The organism is Streptomyces sp. NBC_01306 (assembly GCF_026340465.1).
Taxonomy (GTDB): domain Bacteria; phylum Actinomycetota; class Actinomycetes; order Streptomycetales; family Streptomycetaceae; genus Streptomyces.
The window spans coordinates 6,456,233-6,480,032 of record NZ_JAPEPC010000001.1 but is presented as its reverse complement, the minus strand read 5'-3'; the positions used below and the strand labels follow the sequence as shown (position 1 = coordinate 6,480,032).

The following is a 23,800-nucleotide window of genomic DNA, read 5'->3' as shown; positions in this document are numbered from 1 at the left end:
GCAATCAGGCAATCCTCATCCGCAGCTCGCGCACCCGAAGCTGGAGGTGCGCGAGCAGCACGGCGTCGGCATCAGTGAAATCCAGCCCGGAGACCTCGCGGATCCGGCGCAGCCGGTAGCGCATCGTGTTGGGGTGGATGTGCAGCTTGGCCGCCGCGATGTCCGTGGCCCCCGCGGCGGCGAGATAGGCGGCCAGGGTCACCGTCAGCAGACCGTCCTGGCCATCCTCCTGACACAGCCGGTGCAGAGCTCCGCTGGTATCCGGGAGGCCGAGCGACTCAGTAACGTCGGCGAGATGCAGCAACAACACCGGCAGCGCCATGTCCTCCACGGTGCGCACAGCCGGCCCGTGGAAGGTCGGGTGCCGTAGCGCCCGCAGTGCGGCGTCTGTCTGCGCCCGCACGGCGGCGATCCGGCCCAGCGAGTCGGCCGGGCCGCCGATGGCGACCACATAGTCACTGGCCAGTGGCGTCCGCCCGAGGAAATCACGTGCCAGGTTGATGGTCGACTCAAGTGCCGCGGCGTGTTCCGGAGGCCAGGCAACCAGTACGTACACCGCGCCTGTGCCCACCACCGAGGCAGAACGGGAGTGCACGGCCGCCAGAAAGTACTCCAACGTGTCAGCGAACCGGCGTAGCTCGTCAGCGGTCGCTGCGTCGGCGTCCGTGGTCCCGATCAACCTGGGGGCCGCAGCCAGTACACAGACCGGTCCAGAGCCCAATTGCAGCCGGCTCGCCTCCACTCGATCGGCCGACCCTCCGAGTACTGCGGCAGCCAGCTCGCCACGCTGCTGACGGGCATAGCTGGTCTCGGTTCGCAAGCCGACCATCTGCAGCGCGACCATCGACGCGAATTCGCGCAGACGAGCGGTGCCCGCCTCGTCGAGCGGTCCGGCGACCGCGGCCCAGATGTAGCCGAGGACATCCGAGCCGGCCCGGACAACGATGGCTACCCTCGGCAGCTGGTCCGGTTCGGTCGCTTCCATATACACCGGCTCGCTGCTGGCATGGAGGCGCTCGAATTCATGGCGCTCGCGTTGTTCGGCGAGCGTCCTCGGCTGCACCGCCCGCCCCAGAATGGTCTCGATCCGCTCGGCATCGGTCTTGTCCTGGCCCTCCGACCAGGCGACCAGCGCGGAAAAGCGGTCTTCGATGGTGACCGGGGCGCCGAGAGCCTCGTAGATCGCGTTCGCCAGGGAAAACAGCTCCGAGCCGCTGCTGACGGAGCGCACGCGCATCCTCGCGTATTCGAGCAACTGCTCACGAACGGTCGTCGCGACGTGCATCCAGGACGCGTTCTGGTTGACCTCGATGATCGTCAGCTCTTTGTCCGCCGACGGCGGCACCGGGGCCTTCACCGCCACCACTCGCGCGTCACCATGTTCCATCGCCGCGGTCAGTTCGCGCAGCTCGGCTTCAGTGGTCACGCCGACGCCCAGCACCACACACCCCGGCCCAAGCTGCGTCGGCGCACCCGGGGCGTAGATGGCGATCTCGGTCAGCGGCCCGTCGCAGCCGGCCCCCTCCTGGATCAAGCGCAGCAGCGCCGGGCCGATGTTGTCCACCAGTTGGCGGGCGGGCAGGTGCCGCCGCGCGCCAGACTCCTGCATGTGCGTCTCCGGCTCAGCGATTGTTGCAGACACCAAGTCTGAGCACCCCATATTGATGATGTCAACGATGCTTCGACCCAACGAAAGCCCAAATATAAGGGGAGTCACTTCGGAGAGCGGGACCAACCAATGTCACGAGGAGCGCGGATGGCGGCGACGCAGGCAGGCAGGGAACTGGTGGGGCTGTTCCCCCCGGGGACGACCCAGGACGGGACTGGCGCGCTGGTGCTCGGCGGTGTCCCGGTGGCAGAGCTCGCCGAGACCTACGGCACTCCCGCGCTGATCGTCGACGAGGCCTCAATCCGCGCCCGTGCCCGCCGGTACGCCGACGGTCTGGCCGCCCGCTGGCCGAACTCCCGGGCCACATTCGCCTCGAAGGCCTTCCCCTGCACGGCCGTCTACCGGCTGCTCACCGAGGAGGGCCTCGGCATCGACGTCGCCGGCGGCGGCGAGCTGACCCTCGCCCTCGCCGCGGGCGCCGACCCGACCGGTCTGGTCGTGCACGGCAACGCCAAGACCGAGGAGGAGTTGCGCCTCGCCGTCGAGGCGGGCGCGGGGAAGATCGTCATCGACAACTTCGACGACATCGACAAGCTGGAGAAGATCCTCTCCGACACCGGCGGCGAGCAGGGCGTGCTGGTCCGGGTCACTCCCGACATCCACCCCGACACGCATGAGGCGATCTCCACCGGCCAGAACGGCTCCAAGTTCGGCCTGCTCCTCCCGCAGGCCCGGGAGGCGATCGCGCGGCTGCGCGCCGGCGACCGGTTGCGGCTGGACGGCGTCCACGTCCACATCGGCTCCCAGATCCTGGACCTCGAACCCTTCGCGCAGGCCGTCGAGGCGGTCGCCGAACTTGGCGAGTTCGCCGTCTACGACCTGGGCGGCGGCCTTGGTTCCCGGTACACCTACACCGACCGGCCACCCACGGTGGAGGCGTACCTCGACGCCATGACCGACGTCGCGAAGCGGCTGCTGCCGGCCGACGCCCGCCTCCTGATCGAGCCGGGCCGTTCGCTGGTGTCCGAGTCCGGCGTCTCGCTCTACCGCGTCGTCTCCGTCAAGCGCGGCGCCGGCCACACCTTCGTCGCCGTCGATGGCGGTATGGGCGACAACCTTGAGGTATCCCTCTACCAGCAGCGTTTCGAGGCCGCCGTCGCCACCCGCCCGACCGGCGCGGGCGAGATGTGCCGACTGGTGGGTCGCCACTGTGAGTCGGGCGACACCCTCAGCGCCGACGTCCCGCTCGACGACCCGAGCGTCGGCGACCTGATCGCCGTACCGGTCACCGGCGCCTACACCTACGCGCTGAGCAACAACTACAACGGCGCGCGCCGCCCCCCGGTGGTCTTCGTCCGCGACGGCGAGCACCGCGCCGTCGTGCGTCGCGAGACCTACGCCGACCTGATGCGCCGCGACCTGCCGTAACTGCGCCCTTGCACCATGTCCCACATGGACACGGAGCGATGAGCTCACGGCAGCAGCTGCCCGTCGGGTTCAGGCAGTGCGCCGCAGCAGTGCGAGGTACATGGCGTCGGTGCCGTGCAGGTGCGGCCACAGCTGTACGTCGGGGCCGTCGCCCACCGCCGCGACCCCCGGCATCAGCGGCCTGACGTCGATCCACTCGGCCTCGACGGGCTGTCCGCCGCGGCCCTTCAGGACGTCCTCGACCACGATCCGCGTCTCGGCGAGGTGCGGCGAGCAGGTCGCGTATCCGACGACACCGCCGACCCGTACCGCGCTCAGCGCCTCGCGGAGCAGCCCGCGTTGCAGCGGGGCGAACCCTTCCAGGTCCTCGGGGCGTCGCCGCCACCGGGCCTCGGGCCTGCGGCGCAGCGCGCCGAGCCCGGTGCAGGGCACGTCCATCAGCACCCGGTCGAAGGAGCCGGGCAGCCAGGCCGGCCTGGTGCCGTCGGCGGCGATCACCTGGTACGGGCCCGGGTTGCCCGCGAGCGTCCGCTCGACGAGCCGGGCCCGGTGCGGCTGCTTCTCGGATGCGAGCAGCAGGGCGCCGCGCTGCGCGGCGAGCGCGGCCAGCAGGGCGGCCTTGCCCCCGGGACCCGCGCAGCCGTCGAGCCAGCGCTCGTCGCGGCCCTCCAGCGGCGCGTTCGCCAGGGCGGCGGCCACCAGCTGGCTGCCCTCGTCCTGGACGCCCGCCCGCCCGTCGCGCACCGCTTCGATCGCACCGGGCTCGCCGCCCTCCGCGAGCCGGACGGCGTACGGCGACCAGCGGCCGGGCAGCGCCGAGTCCTCGCCGACGGTCTCCATCAGCTCGTCGGTGGTGGAGCGGCCCGGCCGGGCGACCAGGGTCACCTCGGGGCGTTCGTTGTCCGCTTCGAGTAGGTCCTCGATCCCGGCGCGGCCGCCGCCCAGCGAGTCCCACAGCGCGGAGACGATCCAGCGGGGGTGCGAGTGCACCACGGCGAGATGGGCCTCGGCGTCCTCGTCGTAGGCCGGGGCGACCCGCTCCAGCCAGCCATCGAGGTCGTCCGCCGCCACCTTGCGCAGCACGGCGTTGACGAACTTGGCCCGACCGTCGCCGAGCACGACCCTGGCCAGTTCCACGCTCGCCGAGACCGCGGCGTGGGTGGGGATACGGGTACCGAGCAGCTGGTGCGCACCGAGTGCCAGCACATCGAGCACCGGCGGGTCGACCTGCCGCAGCGGGCGGTCGATACAGGCCGAGATGACCGCGTCGTACGTGCCCTGCCGGCGCAGCGTCCCGTACACCAGCTCGGTGGCGAGCGCTGCGTCCCGCCCGTCGAAGTCCGGCTTCTCGCGGGCCTTCTTCAGCAGGGGCGGCAGCACGAGGTTGGCGTACGCGTCCCGGTCGTCGACCGCCCGCAGCACTTCGAAGGCGAGGAGCCGCACCGGGTCCTTCTGCGGGCGGCGGTAGGGCTTCGACTGCTGTTTCGGCCGCTGCTGTCCCGGCTGCTGCGCGGGACGGCGACGAGGCTGGTCGGTCACGTGAAAGGTGCTCCGCTGAGGGTGAGGGGGACGAACCCTCTCAGCGTACGTCCGGCACAGCGTGCGGTTCACCCGGGCGCCCCCTGCCCGCCGCGCGTGACGCTCCGGCCGCGCGCTCGGCCGCTCGTGCCGCTCCGGTGAGTACGGCGGAGTGCTGCGCCGCGCGCCTACTCGCCGAGCAGTTCCCCGGCGACGATCCGTACACCGCGCGCCCAGTCGGCCGCGCGCATCGGCTTCTTGCCCTGGGGCTGGACCCAGAGCAGCTCCACTGCGTGCGAGCCGGTGCCCGCGTGGACGCTGTTCTTGGCGACGGCCAGTTCGCCGGGGGCCAGGTCCGTGCGGTCGGTGACCGGCGCGAGAGAGACCAGTTTGAGCCGCTCGTCCCGGAAGACGGTCCAGGCACCGGGCGCGGGCGTGCAGCCGCGCACCAGACGGTCCACCCGCATCGCGGGGGCGGACCAGTCCACCCTGGCGTTCTCGACGGTGATCTTCGGGGCGAGCGAGACCCCTTCGGCGGGCTGGGGCACCGCGTGCAGGGTGCCGTCCTCGATCCCGTCCATGGTCGCCACCAGCAAGCCCGATCCCGCGAAGGCCAGCCGGGTGAGCAGATCGCCGCTGGTGTCGGTGGGGCGCACCTCCTCGGTGAGCACCCCGTAGACCGGACCCGAGTCGAGCCCCTCCTCGATCAGGAAGGTCGACGCACCGGTCACCTCGTCGCCCGCGATGATCGAGTGCTGCACGGGCGCCGCACCGCGCCAGGCCGGCAGCAGCGAGAAATGCAGATTGACCCAGCCGCGCGCCGGCACGTCGAGGGCGGTCTTGGGCAGCAGCGCCCCGTACGCCACGACCGGGCAGCAGTCGGGGCCGATCTCCCGCAGCCGTGCCAGGAAGTCCTCGTCCCGCGGCCTGGCCGGCTTCAGCACCTCGATGCCGGCCTCCTCGGCGCGCTGTGCGACCGGGCTCGCCACCAGCCTGCGGCCGCGCCCGGCGGGGGCGTCGGGGCGGGTCACCACAGCGGCCACTTCGTGCCGGCCGGATGCGATCAGGGCGTCCAGGGCGGGGACGGCGACCTCGGGGGTGCCTGCGAAGACGAGTTTCACTGGATGCCTCTCGGACCGACTGCGCACGACTACGAAACGACTACGAGCAGCGCACCAGTCTACGGGCCCGTTCAGAGGGGGCGTACGCACCGCCGCGCGCCCCTCGCATATGCCCATACGCCCCCGCAGCGTGACCAGAACAGCAGGTGGAGCGTTGGTCAAGAGAGATTGACCGAAATGAAAGTGGGCCGTATGCGCGGCCCGATCCTTTTCAACGCCGGTTCGAGAGGCTTGTTCATGGCCGACCACGCAACCCACGACGCCCAAGCGCGGGCCAGCCTGCACCTGTTGGTCAGAGACATCGAGCGGGTCCGCCGACAAGTGGACGCACTGCGCACCCTCACCGCTCAACTGGGCAATGTCTACCGCCCGCGCCGCTCAGGCCCTTCCACGGGCTTCGTCGTCTACGGCAGGGCTCCCGCCCCGACCGTCCGCCTGGCCCAGGAACTCCGGGACAGCGTCGAGACCCTGGTGACAGCCGCGGTGGACTTCGACCGATCGCTGGGCTTCTCGTGGGACGCGGTGGGCTCGGCGCTCGGCGTCACCAAGCAGGCGGTGCACCGCAGATACGGCACCCGGCGGGCTTCGGCGGCCGCCGCGGTCGCTGCCGCGGCGAACGCCGAGCCGGAGAACACCGCCACCGACGAGGACAGTCAGCCGGCCGCCCCGCCGCACGCCCTGCCGGTGTCACCTGCCCTGCCGTCGGTGCCCGCCGCGCGCTCGATGCCGCCCCAGCCGACGGCGGGCGGCCACTCGCTGCGCGAAGAGGCACGCCCGAGTGCCTTCCCGGGGCCGCGCAACGGCTGACCCGGCCGCTCGGCACCGGCACTTCAACGCTGCCCGCCCCGCCTCAACTGCCCCTCGCGCCGGACCGCGCCGGGGGCAGTCGCGTGCCGGGAGCACGGAGCTCCCGGACTCAGGTGCCGACGGAGTTCCCGGACTCAGGTCTCGCAGGAACTCAGGTGTCGCAGGAGACTCAGGTGAAGCAGGAACCGCAGGAAACGCAGGGGCCGCAGGAACCGCAGGTGCCGCAGGAACCGCAGGTGCCGCCTGTGGCTCAGGCACCCCAACCGGCAAGCGCCGAAGGGCCGTTCGGCGTCAGCCGATGTCCGGTGGGTCGACCCTGATCCGTACCGGGTCGCTGCCCCGCGTCAGCCGTGCCGCCTGTGCCGTCCGCAGCGCCGATGCGAGCGCCGCTCCGCTCCCCGGCGGCACCCGGACCAGCGCCCGCTCCCAGCTCTCGCCCGGTGGCGGATCGCCGGGTCTGCGGGGCCTGTTGGGGTCGGCGGCGACGATCGGCACGGGTCCCAGTACCTCGGCGTCCTGCGGCAGCCTGACCGCTTCCAGGAACTCCTCCAGCGTCTGCGCCCTCCCCGACACCGCTGCCATCCGCGAGACGGGCGGGAAGCCCAGCTCGGCCCGGTCGGCCAGCTCGCGCACCGCGTGCCCGGCCGGGTCCCAGCGGACCAGTGCCTGGACGGGGCGCAGTGTCGGCTCGGCGACGACCACCACCGTGCCGCCCTCGCTCTGCCCCCGTACCAGCGCGGCCGCGTCGATCCAGCGGCGCAGCGCCTCCTCGCCCGCGCGCAGGTCGGGCCTGCCGAGCATCGCCCAGCCGTCAAGGAGCAGCGCCGCCGCATATCCGCCTTCGGCGACCGGTTCGGCGCCCGGTGTGCTCACCACCAGGGCGGGCCGCCCGTCCACGGTGTCCAGGACCTGGTCGCGTCCCGACGTCCGTACGGGCACGGCCGGAAATGCCCGGCCCAGCTCCTCGGCGGTCCGCCGCGCGCCGACGACCTGCGCCCGCAGTCTCGTGTGGCCGCACTCCAGGCAGTGCCAGCCGGCCGCGTCGCGCCCGCACCAGCCGCAGGTCAGCGCCCGCTCGTCCGGTGCTTCCAGAGGGCCCGAGCAGTGCGCGCAGCGCGCGGGCGTACGACAGCGCTCGCAGGAGAGTCTCGGCACATAGCCTCTGCGCGGCACCTGCACCAGGACCGGGCCGCTCTTGAGGCCCTCCCGCACGGCCTGCCAGGCGAGGCTGGGCAGCCTGGCCGCCCTGGCCCCCTCGTCCCGCGCCAGATCGAGGTCACCCACGGTCCGTACGAGGGGAGCGGCGGCCCGCACCTGTTCCCGGTCCGCGACGAGCGGGGCGGCCCAGCCGGTCTCGACGAGCTGGGCGGCCTCCACCGTGCAGCTCGTACTGCCCAGCAGGAAGGCGCACTTGTCGTGCGCGGCGCGGAGCAGCAGGACCTCGCGGGCGTGCGGCAGCGGCGCGTGCGGTTCGCTGTGGCTGGCGTCCCCGTCCTCCCAGATGACCGCCAGACCGAGATCCTGGACGGGTGCGAACATCGCGGCCCGGGTGCCGACCACGGCCCGCACGGCGCCACGCCGCACCGCGAGCCACTGCCGGTACCGCTTCTCGGGTCCTGCGTCGGCGGTGAGCAGCGCGTGGTGCCCGGGGCCGAGGACCTCCGTGAGCGCGCCGTCCACCCGGGCCGCCGAACGTCCGTCGGGCACCACGACGAGCGCGCCCCGCCCCGAGGACAGCGCGGCGGCGACGGCGAGCGCCAGCTCCTGCGGCCAGTGCGGTCCCGGCAGCGCGGTCCACACGGCCCGCGGCGCCCCGCCCGACGCCAGCGCCCGCAGAAAGCCCGGCCCCTGTCCGTACCGGGCCCAGGTGCCGGGCTCCGGTGCGGGCGGTGGTTCCAGCGGCTCGGGGGACGGCTTCCCCTCGGCGCGCGCGTTCCGCGGTGGCACGGCCAGTTGCAGTACGTCGGCGAGGCTGCCCGCATACCGGTCGGCGACCGCCCGCGCGAGCCCGAGCAGTTCAGGGCTGAGGACGGGCTCGGGCGACACCACCCCGGCCAGCGCGGCGAGCGCTCCCGAGTAGTCCGTATCGGCCCGGCGCTCGACCACGAACCCGTCGATCAGCCCACCGCCCTCCCGGCGGCCGGCACGCACATTGCGGCTGCCGGCGCCGAAGCGGACGCGCACCCGCACACCCGGCTGGGCCGCCTCGTCGAGCTCTTCCGGTACGGCGTAGTCGAAGAACTGGTCGAGGTGGAGCACGCCCTTGTTCACCACGACCCTCGCCACGGGCAGCTCCTTGGCGAGTGCGGCCCCGCGCCAGGTGCGCGGCTTGGCCCGGGGCACCTTCGTGCGCCGTACGGTCTCCCTGATGAGGGCAAGCTGCTCGGGGCCCCCGTCGGCAGGGGTCCCGGGCTGCTCGTCGTCGCTGCTCACAGCCAAATTCCTACCAGACCCCACTGACATCGGGTCTGCCGGACGGACGGCTACGGAGCCGGCGCCGGAGTGCCGCGCCGGTGATCAGGGTCAGTGTCCGGGCGGTGTGTCCAGGGCCAGCGCGGCATACGTCGCCAGCCAGTGGTCGGAGTTGAATTCGCCCGACGAGACGGCCGGGAGCCCCACCGCCAGATGGGCCGCGACCGACTCCTCCACGGCCTCGCGCGCCGGTCCCGCGGGCAGCGCGGCCGCGATGGCGCGCAGCCCCGCCGCCCGGCTCATGGTGAGGCCGAGCAGATGCCCGATCTGCGGGTCGGCGTAGTCCGAGATCACCGGCGGGGTGAGCAGGGAGCACGGGTCACCGCTGGTCAGCGCCGGTACGAAACCGGCGAGCCAGCCGGGGAATTCTGCGGCCGGCAGGACCCGCAGCATCGCGTGCGCCTCGGTCAGCGCGGGCGACAGGAAGTCCTGGCCGGAGGGTTCCCAGTGGAGCGGCGCGTCGTGGTCCCCGGCGAACCAGTCGGTCAGCCGGCCGGCCGCCGCGTCCAGCACCGGACGGGCGAGCCCGGCCCGCTCGCCCGCGTCCAGGACGAGCCCGAGCCCGAAGGCGCTGTTGTTGTGCACTCCGTGCCGGACCGGATACGTAGCCTTGGCCAGCCAGGACTGGAGCAGATCTCCGACGGCGTCCACGGCGGGGGCGAGCGCGTCGGCCCACCGGTCGCCCGCCGCGCCGCCCAGCGCCCGGCATTCGGCGGCGAGCGCCACCAGCCAGGCCCAGCCGTAGGGGCGTTCGAACGACGGGCGGCGGCGCAGGTAGGCGGCCTCGACCGCGATGTTGGCGTGGGTCAGATGGACGTCCAGCACCTCGGTGATCCGGCTCGCCGTGGTCGCGGGCAGCGCGTCCGCGCCGCTCCGGTCCCCGCCGTGCGCGGCCGGGCCGAAGCGGCGCAGCAGCCGGACGAGCAGCCAGTGCATGTGCACGGTGGAGTGCCAGTCGTACGACCCGTAGAACGCGGGGTGCAGCTCGCGCGGCGCGACGATCTCCTCGGGGCCTGCGTACAGGTGGGCCGGGGCGTTCGGGTACTCGCGCACCACGTTGTGGAGCGCCAGCTCCGCGAACGGACGCGCGTACTCACGGGGCAGCACGGAGGCCGGGACCGGGGAGGTGGGGGGCATGGCGGTACTCCTTGAGCGGGGCGGTACTGAACGAACTGAGCTGGCTGAGCTGGCTGAACTGGCTGAACTGAACGGAGCTGAGGAGGAGGCGGGGCGATTCGGAAGGCGGGGCTCGGTTCGGAAGGCGGGCGGTCAGAAGGCGGGCGGGGCGGTCAGAAGGCGAACAGCGCGAGGACGGCGATGTTGCAGACAAGGAGCGCCGCCGCCGTGGGCAGTTGGGCCTTGATGGGCCCGTACTGGTCGTCCAGTTCCAGCAGCGCGGCCGGGACCAGGTTGAAGTTGGCGGCCATCGGCGTGACGAGAGTGCCGCAGAAGCCGCACAGCATCCCGATGGCGAGGATCGCCGGGATACTGCCGTGCATCTGCTGGATCAGGACGGGCCAGCCGACCGCCGCTGTCATGACGGGGAAGGCTGCGAAGGCATTGCCCATGACGATCGTGAACAGGACCATGCCGCAGCAGTAGACGAGCACCGCGATGAAACGCTGGCCGTCCGGAAGGATCGCCTCGGTGATCCGTCCGACCTGGTCGCCGACGCCCGCCGTCTGGAAGATGGTCCCGAGCACCGCGAGCAGTTGGGGCAGCACCAGGGCCCACCCCATGGATTCGAGCATGTTGCGCCCGGCGTGCAGGGGGACCGTGATGCGGCGCTCGCGCAGGACGATCATGCCGACCACCAGCGCGGCGATTGCCCCGATACCGAGGCCCAGGATCGTCTCGTACCCCGGCTCCAGGACAGGTTCGCCGCCGATCTTCACCTTCTTCAGCAGCGTCGCGCAGAGCATCGCGACGACCGGGATGGTGAGGGCCGGGAGGAACAGTTTGTTGCCGAGCCGCGCGGCCGAAGCGGCCCGCTCCTCGCGGGGCGGGGTGTGCGGTGTGCCCTTGCCGGTGAGGCCGAAGCCGCCGAGGACGATCAGCACCAGGACGGCGGCACCGAGCGGCTCGGCAGGAAGCGATTTGTCGACCACACCGGTCGAGTAGAAGAAGGATGCGCCCAGCAGGCCCCAGAAGGACGCCGAACCGAAGCGCCTGGGGTTGGTGCGGTCGCCGGCCATCTGCGCCGCCATCACCAGGAAGACCGCGCCGACCAGCCAGAAGAAGTACTCGGACTTGATCACGTGAGGTCCTCGGGACGGCGTGCGGTTGCGGTGTGGGCGGCGAGTTCGTTCTCGGCGGCGACGACGGCCAGTTCACGCTCCAGCACCCGGTCCAGGTGCAGCAGCCGCGCGCCGTGGATGAGGAAGGCGCAGACCGCGGAGGGGATGGCCCAGAGGGCGAGGCTGAGCGGTTCGAGGTGCTGGTTGTACGTCGAGTTGACGAAGCCGGTGATCAGCAGGATCGAGCCGATGGCTATGAAGCAGTCCTCGCCGAAGAACATGCCGATGGTGTCGGCGCCCGAGGCGTGCGAGCGGATCTTCTCGCGGAGCCGCTTCGGCAGCGGACCGCCCGCCCTGGTCTCTGCGGCGGCCTCGGCCATCGGGGCGATCAGCGGGCGCACGCTCTGCGCGGGACCGCCGATGCTGGTCAGTCCGACGGAGGCGGTCAGCTGGCGGATGAGCAGATAGAGGGCGAGGAACCGGCCGGTGGTCAGCGAGCCGAGTCGTCCGATGAGGTTGCGGGCCTGTTCCTGAAGGCCGTAGCGCTCCAGGAGACCGATGACCGGGAGGGTGATGACGAAGACGGTGACGGAACGGGACGAGGCGAAACTGGTGCCGAACGCGGCCAGCACTTCCTGCGGCGACATCTTGCCGAGCAGTCCGGTCACGATGCCGGCGGCGCCCACCACGAGGAGGGGGTTGCGGCGCGTGGCGAATCCGAGGATCACCACAAGCACGCCGAGGAGAACGATCACGCGTCGGCCTTCTTCCGCGCATGGACCTGTCGGCCCTGATCAGACGGGGATGCTGCGCGAGACCCTAGGCGATTGTTGAACAAACACACAAGAGGTGTTCGTCACCCAGTACGGAGCGGACGGAAGGGGGAACAGCACGGAAGGGGGAACAGCACGGAGCGAACGGAAGGACGAGCACAGACCTGCCCACACATCCGCACCACACGCATCACCACACACCTCCGCACCACACGCATCCACACCACGCGCATCCGCATCACACACCCCGGCTCACCCGCAGGGCACATCACCCGGGCCGGCCCGCCACTCACCCGGTCCGCTCACTCCGCGGCGAGGCGCATCGCATAGGCCTCGGCGAGCTGGCGGCGGGAGTCCTCCAGATAGAAGCCCAGCATCCGTTCGGCGCCCACCGCGTCGCCCGCGGCCAGCCGGTCGACGAGCTGCCTGTTCCGGGTGAGATAGGGCTCGTGGAAACGCCGCGGATCCGCCATCACATGGAAAGCGAGGCGCAGCTCGGCCAGCACATTGCGCATCAGCTCGTTCACCCGGGGGCTCCCGGCGAGCGCCGCGAGCGCCTGGTGGAAGCGGATGTTGGCGGTGGAGCAGGCCGCCCACTCGTCCACGGCCGCGGCCCGCTCCCCGGTGGCCACCGCGGCCTCCACGTCGTCCAGCCGGTACGGCGGCTCCCCCAGGGCCCGCAGCGCGGAGCACTCGACCAGCAGCCTGACCTGGTAGATGTCGACGAGGTCCTCGACCGCCAGGACACGGACGAAGACACCTCGGTTCAGCCGGTGCTCCAGCAGCCGCTCATGGGTGAGCAGCCTGAACGCCTCCCGCAGCGTGTTGCGGGACACCGCGAGCGCGGCACTGAGGCTCTCCTCGGACAGACGGCTGCCGGGCTGGAAGTACCCCTCGGTGATCCGCTCCCGCAGGATCGCGGCCACCCGCTCCGCGGTGCCCGCGCCCGTACCGGCCGGAGCGGCACTGCCCGCAGTCAGCTCCGAGAGGTCCGGAGAAGTCCGGCCCGCTGTCCCCGCCATGTCTCGACCCCTGTCCATCAGTCGTTCGCCGCTCCGCCCCGCGCCGGGCAACGCCGCCAAGTCAACCGCAGTCGCGCGCCCGCACCCAAGCCGACCCCGACCGGCCCCGTACCGGCGTCCGGCCCGGCTTCCCCCTCACCCTTGTCAGATTGTTCAACAATTCGTTAGCGTACGCATGTGATGGATCTCAACGCGGACCTCGGCGAGGGCTTCGGCCGGTGGCAGCTCACCGATGACGAGGCCCTGCTCTCCTGTGTGACGAGCGCCAACGTCGCCTGCGGATTCCACGCGGGCGACGCCTCCGTGATGCGCCGGGTGTGCGATACGGCCGCCGCGCGCGGGGTACGTATCGGCGCCCATGTCTCGTACCGGGATCTCGCCGGTTTCGGCCGCCGCTCCATGGATGTGCCGGCCGGCGAACTGGCCGCCGAGGTGGCCTACCAGATCGGCGCGCTGCGGGTCTTCGCGGAGGCCGCCGGGCCGGGTGTCTCGTACGTCAAACCGCACGGCGCCCTCTACAACCGCACCGTCCGGGACGAGGAGCAGGCCGAGGCGGTCGTCGAAGGCATCCGCCTCGCGGGCGGCGGCCTCGCCGTCCTGGGCCTGCCGGGTTCACGGCTGCTCGCGTCCGCCCGGGCCGCGGGCCTGCCCGCGGTCGAGGAGGCGTTCGCCGACCGTGCGTACACCCCGCAGGGCACCCTCGTGCCACGCCGCGAACCCGGCGCGGTGATCGAGGACGCCGGAACGGTCGTTCGCCGGTCCGTCGGGATGGCTGTCGACGGTACGGTCACCGCCGTCGACGGCAGCCAGGTGCCGGCCGGAGCCCGCTCCCTGTGCGTACACGGCGACACCCCCGGTGCGGCCGACGTCGCCCGCCGGATCAGAGCGGCGCTCGAAGAAGCCGGCGTCCGGGTCGGGGCGTTCGCATGAGGAAGACCGAAGCAGCCCGCACCGACAGCATCCGGGTGCTGCCCGCAGGGCGCCACGGACTGCTCGTGGAGCTCCCCACCGGCGCGGCCGCCGAGGCGTTCCACGCCGAACTGCTGCGCCGCCGTGCCCTCGGCGTGCTCCCCGGCGTACGCGAGATCGTCCCCGGCGCCCGAACCGTCCTGCTCGACGGCATCGCCGACGGCCCGCCCGGCGCCCCCGAGCGCCTGGCCCGGTCTCTCGTCTCCTGGCGGATACCGCCGCTGCCGCGCGACGCGGGCCCGGCCGTCGAGGTCCCCGTGGTGTACGACGGCCCCGACCTCGCCGATGTGGCAGCCGTCTGGGGCGTCGAGCCCGGCGATGTGGCCCGGATCCACAGCGGCATCGAATTCCGGGTCGCCTTCTCCGGCTTCGCTCCCGGTTTCGGCTATCTGACCGGTCTCCCCGAGCGCTTCCGGGTCCCCCGCCGCGCCACCCCGCGCACCCGGGTCCCCGTTGGATCGCTGGCGCTGGCCGGTCCGTACACCGGCGTGTACCCGCGCGCGTCCCCCGGCGGCTGGCAACTCATCGGCCGGACACCCGACCCGGACTGCCTCTGGAACCAGGACCGCGACCCCGCCGCACTGCTGACCCCCGGCACCCGGGTCCGTTTCACCGAGGCCCCGGACCGCCACCGCGCTGCCGGAACGCGTACGGAGGAGGAAGCAGCCCAGTGCCAGTGACGCCAGAGACACAAGCGACGACAGCGCTGACAGTGACAGCTGTGCTGCCGCCCATGCTCCAGGTGGTCCGCGCGGGCGCCCTGACCACGGTGCAGGACGGCGGCCGCACCGGGTACGCCCATCTCGGCGTCCCCCGCGCGGGCGCCCTGGACGCCCCGGCCCGGCAACTGGCCAACCGCCTGACCGGCAACCCGGCGGACGCCGCCGTACTGGAGACGACACTCACCGGCTGCGCGGTCCGCCCCACCCGGGCGGTGACCGCGGTCGTCGGGGGCGCGCCCTGCCGGGTGACGGTCGACGGACGGCCCGCCCCCTGGGGCGCACCGGTCGTCGTGCCCGCCGGTGCGGTACTGGAAGCGCATCCGGCGCAGCACGGGGTCCGCAGCTATCTGGCCTTCGGGGGCGGCCTGTGCCCCGAGCCCGTACTGGGCAGCCGCTCGGCCGACCTGCTCTCAGGCCTCGGCCCGGCCCCCCTGCGCGACGGCGACGCCCTCCCGCTCGGCACACCGCAGGACCACGGAACGACCCCGGGCGCGGACACCGCCCCGTGGCCCGGCATCCCCACCTCGCTGGTACTGCCGGTGCGGCCCGGCCCCCGTCACGACTGGTTCACACCGGCCGCCCTGCGCACCCTGGCGACAGCCGGATACCGGGTGTCGCCGCACAGCAACCGCATCGGCCTGCGCACCGAGGGCCCCGCACTGGAACGGTCCCGGCACGGCGAACTCCCCAGCGAGGGCGTCGTCCTGGGCTCGGTACAGGTCCCGCCGGACGGCCGCCCGGTGGTCTTCCTCAACGACCACCCGACGACGGGCGGCTACCCGGTGATCGGCGTCGTCCCGGAACCGTCCCTGTCCGCAGCCGCCCAGGCAGCACCCGGAACGGAACTCCGTTTCACCCTGATCCGCTGAGCCGGACCCGCACCCCGCACGCGTCGCTGCGGTGGCCGAAATCGCCTTCTCGACATGGCTGACCGTTTCCGGTTCCCTCCAGAACCGGCAACGTTCCCCACCGTTTCGGTGTCTCATGAGACATCGTGAGGTCTGCCTGACATGCAAGATCCCGTGTTCATCGGGGCGAACACGGGACCTTTTGCCGCGATGGTGTTGAGACAGATGCTTGGCGTCAGAGCGGTGCCAGGATCATCAGGATTTCGTCGCGATCATCGCCGGGGGCGAGGCGAAGAGCGCCCGGCCAACAACCGATCTCCTTCCAGCCCAAGCGGCCGTAGAAGTCCTCCAGTCCAACGCCGCCGCGGGCAGCCAAGTGGAGTTGTTCCAGCCCCATCTCGTCGCGGGCGATGTCACGAACGTGATTCATGAGAGCAGCCCCGATGCCGCGGCCCCGCAGGCCCGTCCGTGTCTGGACATGGTGGAGCGTCCCCCAGTGGGAGATGACCTCAAAGGGATCACGCCGAACATTCAGCCACCCGGCGAGGTTGCCGTTGATCGATGCGACCACGAGGCGGCTCGTCTCAGGGACAAGGCCCTTGACGAGGGAGTCGACCGCAGGGGCTGCCTGGCTCGCGTCGATGGGCGGGAAGGGGAACCCTGCTGCTCCGCCGGTGTTGGTGACCTCAATCCAGCATCCGATGAGTGCTTGCCTCAGCTCCGGCGTGACGTCACCAGGGGCTGTGACCTGTCGCAGGTCGAGGGGTTCGCTATGCATGCAGGAGATGCTTGCACCCAGCACTGACAGTTCTGGGTGGGCCCGGGGGCAGCATGGGCCGATCGTTTCGGTTCGAGAGGCGCGTCGTTCGTCGCGTGCGACGATGGCGCCGCGTCCGGCGAGTTCTTCGCGTAGGCCCGCTTTGTCATGGTGCAGGGCAGCGATCACGGTGGCTGCTGCGTCGAAGCGCCGGCTGGGTCCGCTCACGTCTCAGGTCTTTCAACTGGCTTCGGACTTCACCAAGTTCGGTGTCTCGGCGGGCTTCGCCGGGGGTTCGGGCGCCGGTCGCGGCTGTCCGCGCGTTCCACTCGGTGAGGGTGTCGGGGGCCCGGTTCATCGTGGCTCGGCTGACGCCGGGGCGTTTCTGCTGGCCCGGGACCAGGAGCGGCTGGCCGCGCTGGCCTCCGTGCGCAAGGACGAAGCGGTCTGGGAGCACGAGCGGAAGTTCGAGCAGAGCCGTCGGACCTATCTGGGCGAGGACGTCCTGCGGGACACCGGCAGCGCGGTGGTGTGGTGGCTGCACCGGAACGACGACCGCGTGGACAGGACCGTCAAGGACATCGGCCTGCTCGCCCAGCTCACATCGGCCGCCAACAACCAGGACGTCGACGAGAGGTTCCGGCATCTGGTGGAACGCCCGCCCGAGGAGGGGCCGGCGATTCCGCCCATCGGGACACCGGCGCCGCCCACCGGGCCGGGCGGCGCTCCGGGAACTGCCCCCGGAGAGGCAGCGCCCCCGACGTCACCGGCCGGGGCTGGGCTGGGCGACGCCTTCGCTCAGCTGGTGCACGCCGCCGGACTGGGGCCGGAGGACCCGGTGGTCTCCCTGCTCGCCGGGCAGGTCGCCGGGACACTGCGCTATCTCGACGGGGACCCCGCGGCCGAGATCCACACGAGGTTCGACTCGTCTCCCGGCCGGCCCTCGCCCCACGTCAATGGAGCGGGACCCGCCGGGCCTCCCCCGCCTGCGGAGTCGGTCCCGTTCTGATCTCCTCCTGATCCGTTCCGATCCGGTTCTGACCGGGTTCGGATCCGGCCCGTTCCGGGGTACGACACAGCACTGCCCGGCGCCTCCGTCGGGAGGGGCCGGGCAGCGCTGTGTCAGGAACGAGCGGGCTTACAGCCCCGCGGCCTTGCGCAGTGCGTCCACGCGGTCCGTGCGCTCCCAGGTGAAGTCGGGGAGTTCGCGGCCGAAGTGGCCGTACGCGGCGGTCTGGGCGTAGATCGGGCGCAGCAGGTCCAGGTCGCGGATGATCGCGGCCGGGCGGAGATCGAAGACCTCCGAGATGGCGTGCTCGATCTTCTCGACGTCGGTGGCGGCGGTGCCGAAGGTTTCGACGAACAGGCCCACCGGTTCGGCCTTGCCGATCGCGTAGGCGACCTGGACCTCGCAGCGGGTGGCGAGGCCTGCGGCCACCACGTTCTTGGCGACCCAGCGCATCGCGTACGCCGCCGAGCGGTCCACCTTCGACGGGTCCTTACCCGAGAACGCGCCGCCGCCGTGGCGGGCCATCCCCCCGTACGTGTCGATGATGATCTTGCGACCGGTCAGACCCGCGTCACCCATCGGGCCACCGATCTCGAAACGGCCCGTCGGGTTGACCAGCAGCCGGTACCCCTCGGTGTCCAGCTTGATGCCGTCATCGATCAGCTGCTTCAGCACATGCTCGACAACGAACTCACGAATGTCCGGCGCGAGCAGCGAGTCCAGATCGATATCACTCGCATGCTGCGAGGAGACCACGACCGTGTCCAGCCGCAGCGCCTTGTCACCGTCGTACTCAATGGTGACCTGAGTCTTCCCGTCCGGACGCAGATACGGGATCGTCCCGTTCTTACGAACCTCGGACAGACGACGCGACAACCGGTGCGCCAGATGGATCGGCAGCGGCATCAGCTCGGGCGTCTCGTCACACGCGTAGCCGAACATCAGGCCCTGGTCGCCCGCGCCCTGCTTGTCGAGATCATCATCCTCGGTACCCGAAGCGGCCACCCGCTTCTCGTACGCGGTGTCGACACCCTGCGCGATGTCCGGGGACTGCGCCCCGATCGACACCGACACACCACAGGAAGCACCGTCGAAGCCCTTCTTCGACGAGTCGTAACCGATCTCCAGGATCTTCTCCCGCACGAGCTGCGCGATCGGCGCGTACGCCTTCGTGGTGACCTCACCGGCCACATGCACCTGGCCCGTGGTGATCAGCGTCTCCACGGCCACACGGGAAGCGGGGTCCTCACGCAGAAGCGCGTCAAGAATCGTGTCGCTGATCTGGTCAGCGATCTTGTCAGGGTGGCCCTCGGTAACAGATTCCGAGGTGAACAGACGACGGGACACAACGCTCCCTGGGGTTGCAGCGGCTGCTGGCTGATCATGGGTGGAGTGGGCCGGGGGCTGCGCCCGGCTCATTCCGTGACCAGTTTATCGGTCGCCTCCGGTCAACGGGGAACGTGTCTCGCTCCGTGGGAGTCGTGTGACCAGAGGCACTGCACCGGCGGTACGGCCTTACGACCGCCGAAATGGGGTGGAAAACGGCCTCCACCGGCTTCCTCCGACCCGGTGGCTGTCACCAGATTTTCATCCGAAGCGCGATACCACCAGATCCCAGACGGTATCGGCAAGGGCTTCCTTGGAGCCGTACGGCACGGCGGTCTCGTCACCCCCGGCCGCGAGGACGACCGCTTCGTTCTCCTCGGAGCCGAAGGTCTTGTCCTCCCCGACCTCGTTGACGACGAGCAGATCACAGCCCTTGCGCCGCAGCTTGTGCCGTCCGTTGGAGAGCACGTCGTCCGTCTCCGCCGCGAATCCGACCACGACCTGTCCGGGCGTGGCGCGCTCCGCGGAGATCTCGGCGAGGATGTCCGGATTGCGGACCAGCGCGATGGGTGCGGGCTCCTGGCCGTCCCGCTTCTTGATCTTGCCCTGGGCGTAGGCCGCGGGCCGGAAGTCGGCCACCGCTGCCGCCATGACCACCGCGTCGGCGTCGGCCGCGGCCTTCAGTACCGCCTCCCGCAGCTGCACCGCCGTGCCCACGTGCACCACATCGGCCCCGGCCGGTGCGGGCAGTCCGGTGTTGGCCTCGATCAGCGTCACCCGGGCGCCGCGTGCGACAGCCGTACGGGCCAGGGCGTACCCCTGTTTGCCCGATGAGCGGTTCCCCAGATAGCGGACCGGGTCGAGCGGTTCACGGGTGCCGCCGGCGCTGACGACGACATGGCGGCCCGCGAGGTCGGGCTCCGCGGTCCCGCGGGTGAGCACCCGGCGGCAGGTCTCGAAGATCTCGCCGGGGTCGGGCAGCCTGCCCTTGCCGGTGTCCACGCCGGTGAGGCGCCCGACAGCCGGCTCGATCACGACGGCGCCGCGACGGCGCAGCGTCGCCACGTTCTCCTGGGTGGCCGGGTGCTCCCACATCTCGGTGTGCATCGCCGGGGCGAAGACCACCGGACATCGGGCGGTGAGGAGCGTGTTGGTCAGCAGGTCGTCGGCGAGCCCGTGGGCGGCCTTCGCGAGCAGGTCGGCGGTGGCGGGGGCGACCAGCACCAGATCCGCGCCCTGGCCGATCCGCACGTGCGGGACCTCGTGGACGTCGGACCAGACCTCGGTGGACACCGGGTGGCCGGAGAGCGCCGACCAGGTCGCGGCGCCGACGAAGTGGAGGGCGGAACCGGTCGGCACGACCCGTACGTCATGGCCGGACTCGGTCAGCCTGCGCAGCACCTCGCACGCCTTGTACGCGGCGATGCCTCCGCTGACCCCCAGAACGACCTTCGGCTTCTCCGCCACGTCCACGTCTCCCCGGCTTCGCTCCGCATTCGGATTCGTACACCCCCATGCTGCATCACGGGCGGGGCAGCGCTCCCGGGGGCCCCGGGAAACACTCCGGGCCCGGCAGCTGTGCTGCCGGGCCCGGAGTGAAAGAAATCACTGTCTGCGTTACTGCGCGGGGCCTTCGATGGCCTCGGAGGTCAGCAGACCCGCGTTGATCTCGCGGAGCGCGATCGAGAGGGGCTTCTCGTGGACGTGAGTGTCCACCAGCGGACCGACGTACTCCAGCAGGCCTTCGCCGAGCTGCGAGTAGTACGCGTTGATCTGGCGCGCGCGCTTGGCGGCGTAGATCACAAGGCTGTACTTGGAGTCGGTTGCCTCGAGCAGCTCATCAATCGGCGGGTTGATGATGCCCTCGGGCGTGGTGATGGAAGAGGACACTCTCTGCCTTCCGATGGAGTGAAAATCAAAGAACCTTGACCAAGGCTAGCAGCTCACGGGCCACGTCCTCGACGGAGGTATTGACAAGAGTCGTATCGAACTCCGACTCCGCGGCCAGTTCGATCTTCGCGGCCGCCAGCCTGCGTTCGATGACATCGGGCGGTTCGGTCCCGCGCCCGGTGAGCCGGCGGACCAGCTCGTCCCAGCTGGGCGGTGCCAGGAAGACCAGCTGGGCCTCGGGCATCGAATCCCGTACGAGCCGGGCGCCCTGGAGATCGATCTCCAGGAGCACCGGCTCCCCCGCCTCCAGGCGGTCCAGGACGGCCCGGCGCGGGGTGCCGTACCGATTGCCCGCGAATTCGGCCCACTCCAGCAGCTCACCGTTGGCGACGAGCTTGTCGAACTCCTCGTCGTCCACGAAAAAGTACTGGACGCCGTGGCGCTCGCCGGGGCGTGGCTTGCGGGTCGTCGCCGACACCGAGAGCCAGACCTCGGGGTGAACCTTGCGCATATGGGCGACGACCGTGCTCTTGCCGACCCCGGAGGGGCCGGAGAGCACGGTCAACCGCGGATGGGGGTCCGGGGGTACGGGGGTCGTCCCCCGGGGTGTTGCAGCCATGCGGCGATTATTCCAGCTTCCCGGGGGTGCCCGGGACGTCAGGCAGCGCCGCCACCGAACTCGCGCTCCAAAGAGGCGATCTGATTGGAGCCGAGACCGCGCACTCGGCGGCTCTCGGAGATGCCGAGCCGCTCCATGATCTGCTTGGCGCGGACCTTGCCCACACCGGGCAGGGACTCAAGGAGAGCGGAGACCTTCATCTTCCCGATGACGCCATTCTCCTGGCCCTGCTTGATGACCTCGTGCAGGGAGGCGCCGGAGTGCTTGAGTCGATTCTTGACCTCGGCCCGCTCCCGGCGAGCCGCGGCGGCCTTTTCGAGCGCGGCTGCGCGCTGTTCAGGGGTAAGGGGCGGAAGAGCCACGCCTACGTCACCTCGGATGTCGAACTGTCGGATACGGACCGGTGAGGAACCTGATCGCCCCACACCTGCGGAGCGACGAACAAGAGAATTGCACGTCGGCTCTCGACGGAGACTAGCGGCCAGGGCCGCTCCAGTCAGCGAGAACAGACGAAAAGTCCTGGTCAGCCTTGGCCGGAGGGGATATTTAGGGCATAACACCCCGGTTTTCGGCCCACCGGGCCGGAACTGGCTGAATCTCGCCGCACCGCCCCGGGTTTCCGGCCCGGGTTTCACGCCCGGCCCGGCCCCGGACCTCGCTGACCGGCCGGACGCTCGCTAACCGGCGACCGCGGTACGCACTTCGTCGGCGAACCGGGCGGCCGAATCGCGGAGGGCCGCGGTGTCGGGCCCGTGGCGCAGGACTCCCCGGCTGACGCTCGGCACCACGTTGCCGACCGCCGAACCGAACACCCGGGGCAGATCCGCGGGCGTCGCCCCCTGGGCGCCGATGCCGGGGGCGAGCAGCGGGCCGTTGATGTCCAGGCGTACCCCCGGGTCGCCGAGCGTCGCACCGACGACGGCGCCCACCGAGCCGAGCGGGTCGGCGCCCTCGTTCTCGGCCGCCATGTGGTCGAGCATCACCCGGGCGAGCGGCCGGCCGTCGAGCGTTGTGGCCCGCTGGACCTCGGCGCCCTCCGGGTTGGAGGTCAGCGCGAGGACGAAGACGCCCGCGCCGCTGAGCACCGCCGCGTCCAGGGCCGGCCGCAGCGAGCCGAAGCCGAGGTACGGCGAGAGGGTCACCGCGTCCGAGAAGAGCGGCGAGCCCTGGTCCAGATAGGTCGCGGCGTAGGCACCCATGGTCGAGCCGATGTCGCCGCGCTTGGCGTCCATGAGCACCAGGGCCCCGGCCGAACGCGCCTCGGCGACGGCCTTCTCCAGGACGGCGATGCCGCGTGAGCCGAACCGCTCGAAGAAGGCGGACTGCGGCTTGAGCACCGCGACCCGGTCGGCCAGCGCCTCCACGACCGTACGTGTGAAGCGCTCCAGACCGGCGATGTCGTCGCCGAGGCCCCAGGCGGTCAGCAGGGAGGCGTGCGGGTCGATACCGACGCAGAGCGGCCCGCGGGTGTCCATCGCCCGGCGGAGCCGGGTGCCGAACGGTTCGAGTGGCTGCTGGGGCGTCATCGGGTGGCCTTCCGGGTGTCGGCGCCGACGGCTTCGGCGAGGGTGGCGTACGGGCTGTTGCGCAGCCGGGCCGCGAGGCCCTTGTGGATCGCGCGGGCCCAGAACGGGCCCTGGTAGATGAAGGCGCTGTAGCCCTGGACCAGCGTGGCCCCTGCCAGGATCCGCTGCCAGGCGTCCTCGGCGGTCTCGATGCCGCCGACCCCGATCAGGGTGAGGTCGCCGCCCACGCGCCCGTGCAGACGGCGCAGGACCTCCAGGGAGCGTTCCTTGAGCGGTGCGCCGGAGAGGCCGCCGGTCTCCTCCGTGAGCTCGGGGGCGGACCGCAGGCCGAGGCTGTCGCGCGCGATGGTGGTGTTGGTGGCGATGATGCCGTCCAGGCCCAGTTCCACCGCCAGGTCGGCGACGGCGTCCACGTCCTCGTCGGCCAGGTCGGGGGCGATCTTCACCAGGAGCGGGACCCGCCGCTCCGTGACGGTGCGGTCGGCCGCCTCGCGTACGGCGGTCAGCAGCGGGCGCAGCGCTTCCGTGGCCTGGAGGTTCCGCAGGCCCGGGGTGTTCGGCGACGACACATTGACCACCAGGTAGTCCGCGTGGCGGGCCAGCCGTTCGGTCGACGTGACGTAGTCGCCGGTGGCTTCCTCCTCGGGGACGACCTTGGTCTTGCCGATGTTGACGCCGACGGTGGTCCTGAAGACGGGGTTACGGGCCGCCAGACGGGCCGCCACGGCCGCGGAGCCCTCATTGTTGAAGCCCATGCGGTTGATGAGCGCGCGGTCCGCCACCAGGCGGAAGAGCCGCTTCCCGGGGTTGCCGGGCTGGGGCTGCGCGGTGACTGTGCCGATCTCGACGTGGTCGAAGCCGAGCATGGTCATACCGTCGATGGCGACCGCGTTCTTGTCGAAGCCGGCGGCGAGGCCGAAGGGGCCGTGCATCCGCAGACCGAGGGCCTCCGTGCGCAGTTCCTTGTGGCGGGGCGCGAGAGCGGCGGCTGCGAAGGTGCGCAGCACCGGGATCCGCGCCGCGGTGCGGATCCAGCGGAAGGCCAGGTGGTGGGCGCGCTCGGGGTCCATCCGCTTGAAGACCAGGTCGAAGAAGAGTTTGTACATCCGGCTTTCCTCATGACGAGCCCCCGGGCGGGAACTCACGT

The 23,800-nt window shown here is 71.3% G+C and carries 22 protein-coding genes; 6 read left to right on the top strand and 16 right to left on the bottom strand.

All coding sequences use genetic code 11. The annotated features are described in order from the left end of the window. Nucleotides 1–4: 4 nt before the first annotated feature. Complete coding sequence (locus OG385_RS28710) at nt 5–1,609, bottom strand: CdaR family transcriptional regulator (RefSeq protein ID WP_266859001.1); 1,605 nt, start codon at nt 1,607–1,609, stop codon at nt 5–7. 147 nt (nt 1,610–1,756) lie between these two features. On the opposite strand from OG385_RS28710, the gene lysA reads away from it, so the two are divergent. Next, nucleotides 1,757–3,037 carry a diaminopimelate decarboxylase gene (gene lysA, locus OG385_RS28705; RefSeq protein WP_266858999.1) on the top strand — a complete coding sequence of 427 codons (1,281 nt, stop codon included), beginning with the start codon at nt 1,757–1,759 and terminating at the stop codon, nt 3,035–3,037. A 69-nt stretch (nt 3,038–3,106) separates the two neighbouring features. On the opposite strand, the gene OG385_RS28700 is transcribed toward lysA, so the two are convergent. Continuing rightward, the gene (locus tag OG385_RS28700; protein ID WP_266861234.1) at nt 3,107–4,480 is read right to left on the bottom strand and encodes an RsmB/NOP family class I SAM-dependent RNA methyltransferase; all 1,374 of its coding nucleotides are present in this window, start codon (nt 4,478–4,480) and stop codon (nt 3,107–3,109) included. Nucleotides 4,481–4,743: 263 nt separating this feature from the next. Continuing rightward, entirely contained in the window at nt 4,744–5,676 is a 933-nt protein-coding gene (fmt, locus tag OG385_RS28695) for a methionyl-tRNA formyltransferase (RefSeq protein WP_266858997.1), read from the bottom strand. Nucleotides 5,677–5,913: 237 nt separating this feature from the next. Here fmt and OG385_RS28690 point away from each other — a divergent pair, with 237 nt between their 5' ends. Further along, nucleotides 5,914–6,483 (top strand): hypothetical protein, encoded by a 570-nt coding sequence (locus OG385_RS28690; protein WP_266858995.1) that lies wholly within the window; start codon nt 5,914–5,916, stop codon nt 6,481–6,483. Between the two features lie 291 nt (nt 6,484–6,774). On the opposite strand, the gene OG385_RS28685 is transcribed toward OG385_RS28690, so the two are convergent. The 5 genes from OG385_RS28685 to OG385_RS28665 all read right to left on the bottom strand — a co-directional run bounded on the left by OG385_RS28685 (nt 6,775) and on the right by OG385_RS28665 (nt 12,987). Then, complete coding sequence (locus OG385_RS28685) at nt 6,775–8,916, bottom strand: primosomal protein N' (protein ID WP_266858993.1); 2,142 nt, start codon at nt 8,914–8,916, stop codon at nt 6,775–6,777. A gap of 90 nt (nt 8,917–9,006) precedes the next feature. Next, nucleotides 9,007–10,092: a DUF2891 domain-containing protein gene (locus OG385_RS28680; protein WP_266858991.1), complete on the bottom strand. Its 1,086-nt coding sequence runs from the start codon at nt 10,090–10,092 to the stop codon at nt 9,007–9,009. A gap of 152 nt (nt 10,093–10,244) precedes the next feature. Further along, nucleotides 10,245–11,213, bottom strand: a complete 969-nt coding sequence (locus tag OG385_RS28675; protein ID WP_266858989.1) for a DUF979 domain-containing protein — start codon at nt 11,211–11,213, stop codon at nt 10,245–10,247. Beyond that, complete coding sequence (locus OG385_RS28670) at nt 11,210–11,947, bottom strand: DUF969 domain-containing protein (RefSeq protein WP_266858987.1); 738 nt, start codon at nt 11,945–11,947, stop codon at nt 11,210–11,212. The genes OG385_RS28675 and OG385_RS28670 overlap by 4 nt, the downstream gene beginning before the upstream one ends. Nucleotides 11,948–12,267: 320 nt before the next feature. After that, nucleotides 12,268–12,987, bottom strand: coding sequence for a GntR family transcriptional regulator (locus OG385_RS28665; RefSeq protein ID WP_266858985.1), 720 nt, complete (start codon nt 12,985–12,987; stop codon nt 12,268–12,270). 180 nt (nt 12,988–13,167) lie between these two features. Between OG385_RS28665 and OG385_RS28660 the strand changes: the two genes are divergently transcribed. From OG385_RS28660 to OG385_RS28650, 3 genes are read left to right on the top strand one after another with little or no spacing between them, the layout of a single operon-like run. Next, a complete protein-coding gene (locus tag OG385_RS28660) occupies nt 13,168–13,917 on the top strand; it encodes a LamB/YcsF family protein (RefSeq protein WP_266861232.1) in 750 nt (249 codons plus the stop codon). Next, nucleotides 13,914–14,636, top strand: a complete 723-nt coding sequence (locus OG385_RS28655) for an allophanate hydrolase subunit 1 (protein ID WP_266858983.1) — start codon at nt 13,914–13,916, stop codon at nt 14,634–14,636. The genes OG385_RS28660 and OG385_RS28655 overlap by 4 nt, the downstream gene beginning before the upstream one ends. Nucleotides 14,637–14,689: 53 nt before the next feature. Beyond that, nucleotides 14,690–15,547, top strand: coding sequence for a biotin-dependent carboxyltransferase family protein (locus OG385_RS28650; RefSeq protein WP_266861230.1), 858 nt, complete (start codon nt 14,690–14,692; stop codon nt 15,545–15,547). A 214-nt stretch (nt 15,548–15,761) separates the two neighbouring features. On the opposite strand, the gene OG385_RS28645 is transcribed toward OG385_RS28650, so the two are convergent. Continuing rightward, a complete protein-coding gene (locus OG385_RS28645; RefSeq protein ID WP_266858981.1) occupies nt 15,762–16,304 on the bottom strand; it encodes a GNAT family N-acetyltransferase in 543 nt (180 codons plus the stop codon). 169 nt (nt 16,305–16,473) lie between these two features. Between OG385_RS28645 and OG385_RS28640 the strand changes: the two genes are divergently transcribed. After that, a complete protein-coding gene (locus OG385_RS28640) occupies nt 16,474–17,292 on the top strand; it encodes a hypothetical protein (protein WP_266858980.1) in 819 nt (272 codons plus the stop codon). A gap of 129 nt (nt 17,293–17,421) precedes the next feature. Here OG385_RS28640 and metK read toward each other — a convergent pair whose 3' ends face one another. From metK to OG385_RS28605, 7 genes are all read right to left on the bottom strand, one after another. Continuing rightward, on the bottom strand, nt 17,422–18,639 hold the full coding sequence (gene metK, locus OG385_RS28635) for a methionine adenosyltransferase (RefSeq protein ID WP_266858979.1): 1,218 nt from the start codon (nt 18,637–18,639) through the stop codon (nt 17,422–17,424). A 240-nt stretch (nt 18,640–18,879) separates the two neighbouring features. After that, nucleotides 18,880–20,085, bottom strand: a complete 1,206-nt coding sequence (gene coaBC / locus OG385_RS28630) for a bifunctional phosphopantothenoylcysteine decarboxylase/phosphopantothenate--cysteine ligase CoaBC (protein WP_266858977.1) — start codon at nt 20,083–20,085, stop codon at nt 18,880–18,882. A 150-nt stretch (nt 20,086–20,235) separates the two neighbouring features. Then, nucleotides 20,236–20,508 carry a DNA-directed RNA polymerase subunit omega gene (rpoZ, locus tag OG385_RS28625; RefSeq protein ID WP_003970369.1) on the bottom strand — a complete coding sequence of 91 codons (273 nt, stop codon included), beginning with the start codon at nt 20,506–20,508 and terminating at the stop codon, nt 20,236–20,238. A gap of 25 nt (nt 20,509–20,533) precedes the next feature. After that, complete coding sequence (gene gmk, locus OG385_RS28620; protein WP_266858975.1) at nt 20,534–21,127, bottom strand: guanylate kinase; 594 nt, start codon at nt 21,125–21,127, stop codon at nt 20,534–20,536. A gap of 38 nt (nt 21,128–21,165) precedes the next feature. After that, complete coding sequence (locus OG385_RS28615) at nt 21,166–21,489, bottom strand: integration host factor (protein WP_266858973.1); 324 nt, start codon at nt 21,487–21,489, stop codon at nt 21,166–21,168. Nucleotides 21,490–21,804: 315 nt separating this feature from the next. Continuing rightward, nucleotides 21,805–22,653: an orotidine-5'-phosphate decarboxylase gene (pyrF, locus tag OG385_RS28610; RefSeq protein ID WP_266858971.1), complete on the bottom strand. Its 849-nt coding sequence runs from the start codon at nt 22,651–22,653 to the stop codon at nt 21,805–21,807. Next, a complete protein-coding gene (locus tag OG385_RS28605; protein ID WP_266858969.1) occupies nt 22,650–23,759 on the bottom strand; it encodes a quinone-dependent dihydroorotate dehydrogenase in 1,110 nt (369 codons plus the stop codon). Before OG385_RS28605 ends, pyrF begins: the two co-directional genes overlap by 4 nt. Between the last annotated feature and the right edge of the window lie 41 nt (nt 23,760–23,800).

Excerpts from the sequence above, each read along its gene's own strand:
- OG385_RS28710 (WP_266859001.1), bottom strand. The coding sequence starts at position 1,609 with ATGCAGGAGTCTGGCGCGCGGCGGCACCTGCCCGCCCGCCAACTGGTG.
- lysA (WP_266858999.1), top strand. The coding sequence starts at position 1,757 with ATGGCGGCGACGCAGGCAGGCAGGGAACTGGTGGGGCTGTTCCCCCCG.
- OG385_RS28690 (WP_266858995.1), top strand. The coding sequence starts at position 5,914 with ATGGCCGACCACGCAACCCACGACGCCCAAGCGCGGGCCAGCCTGCAC.
- OG385_RS28680 (WP_266858991.1), bottom strand. The coding sequence starts at position 10,092 with ATGCCCCCCACCTCCCCGGTCCCGGCCTCCGTGCTGCCCCGTGAGTAC.
- OG385_RS28665 (WP_266858985.1), bottom strand. The coding sequence starts at position 12,987 with ATGGCGGGGACAGCGGGCCGGACTTCTCCGGACCTCTCGGAGCTGACT.
- OG385_RS28660 (WP_266861232.1), top strand. The coding sequence starts at position 13,168 with ATGGATCTCAACGCGGACCTCGGCGAGGGCTTCGGCCGGTGGCAGCTC.
- OG385_RS28655 (WP_266858983.1), top strand. The coding sequence starts at position 13,914 with ATGAGGAAGACCGAAGCAGCCCGCACCGACAGCATCCGGGTGCTGCCC.
- OG385_RS28650 (WP_266861230.1), top strand. The coding sequence starts at position 14,690 with ATGCTCCAGGTGGTCCGCGCGGGCGCCCTGACCACGGTGCAGGACGGC.
- OG385_RS28645 (WP_266858981.1), bottom strand. The coding sequence starts at position 16,304 with ATGCATAGCGAACCCCTCGACCTGCGACAGGTCACAGCCCCTGGTGAC.
- gmk (WP_266858975.1), bottom strand. The coding sequence starts at position 21,127 with ATGGCTGCAACACCCCGGGGGACGACCCCCGTACCCCCGGACCCCCAT.
- pyrF (WP_266858971.1), bottom strand. The coding sequence starts at position 22,653 with ATGACGCCCCAGCAGCCACTCGAACCGTTCGGCACCCGGCTCCGCCGG.
- OG385_RS28605 (WP_266858969.1), bottom strand. The coding sequence starts at position 23,759 with ATGTACAAACTCTTCTTCGACCTGGTCTTCAAGCGGATGGACCCCGAG.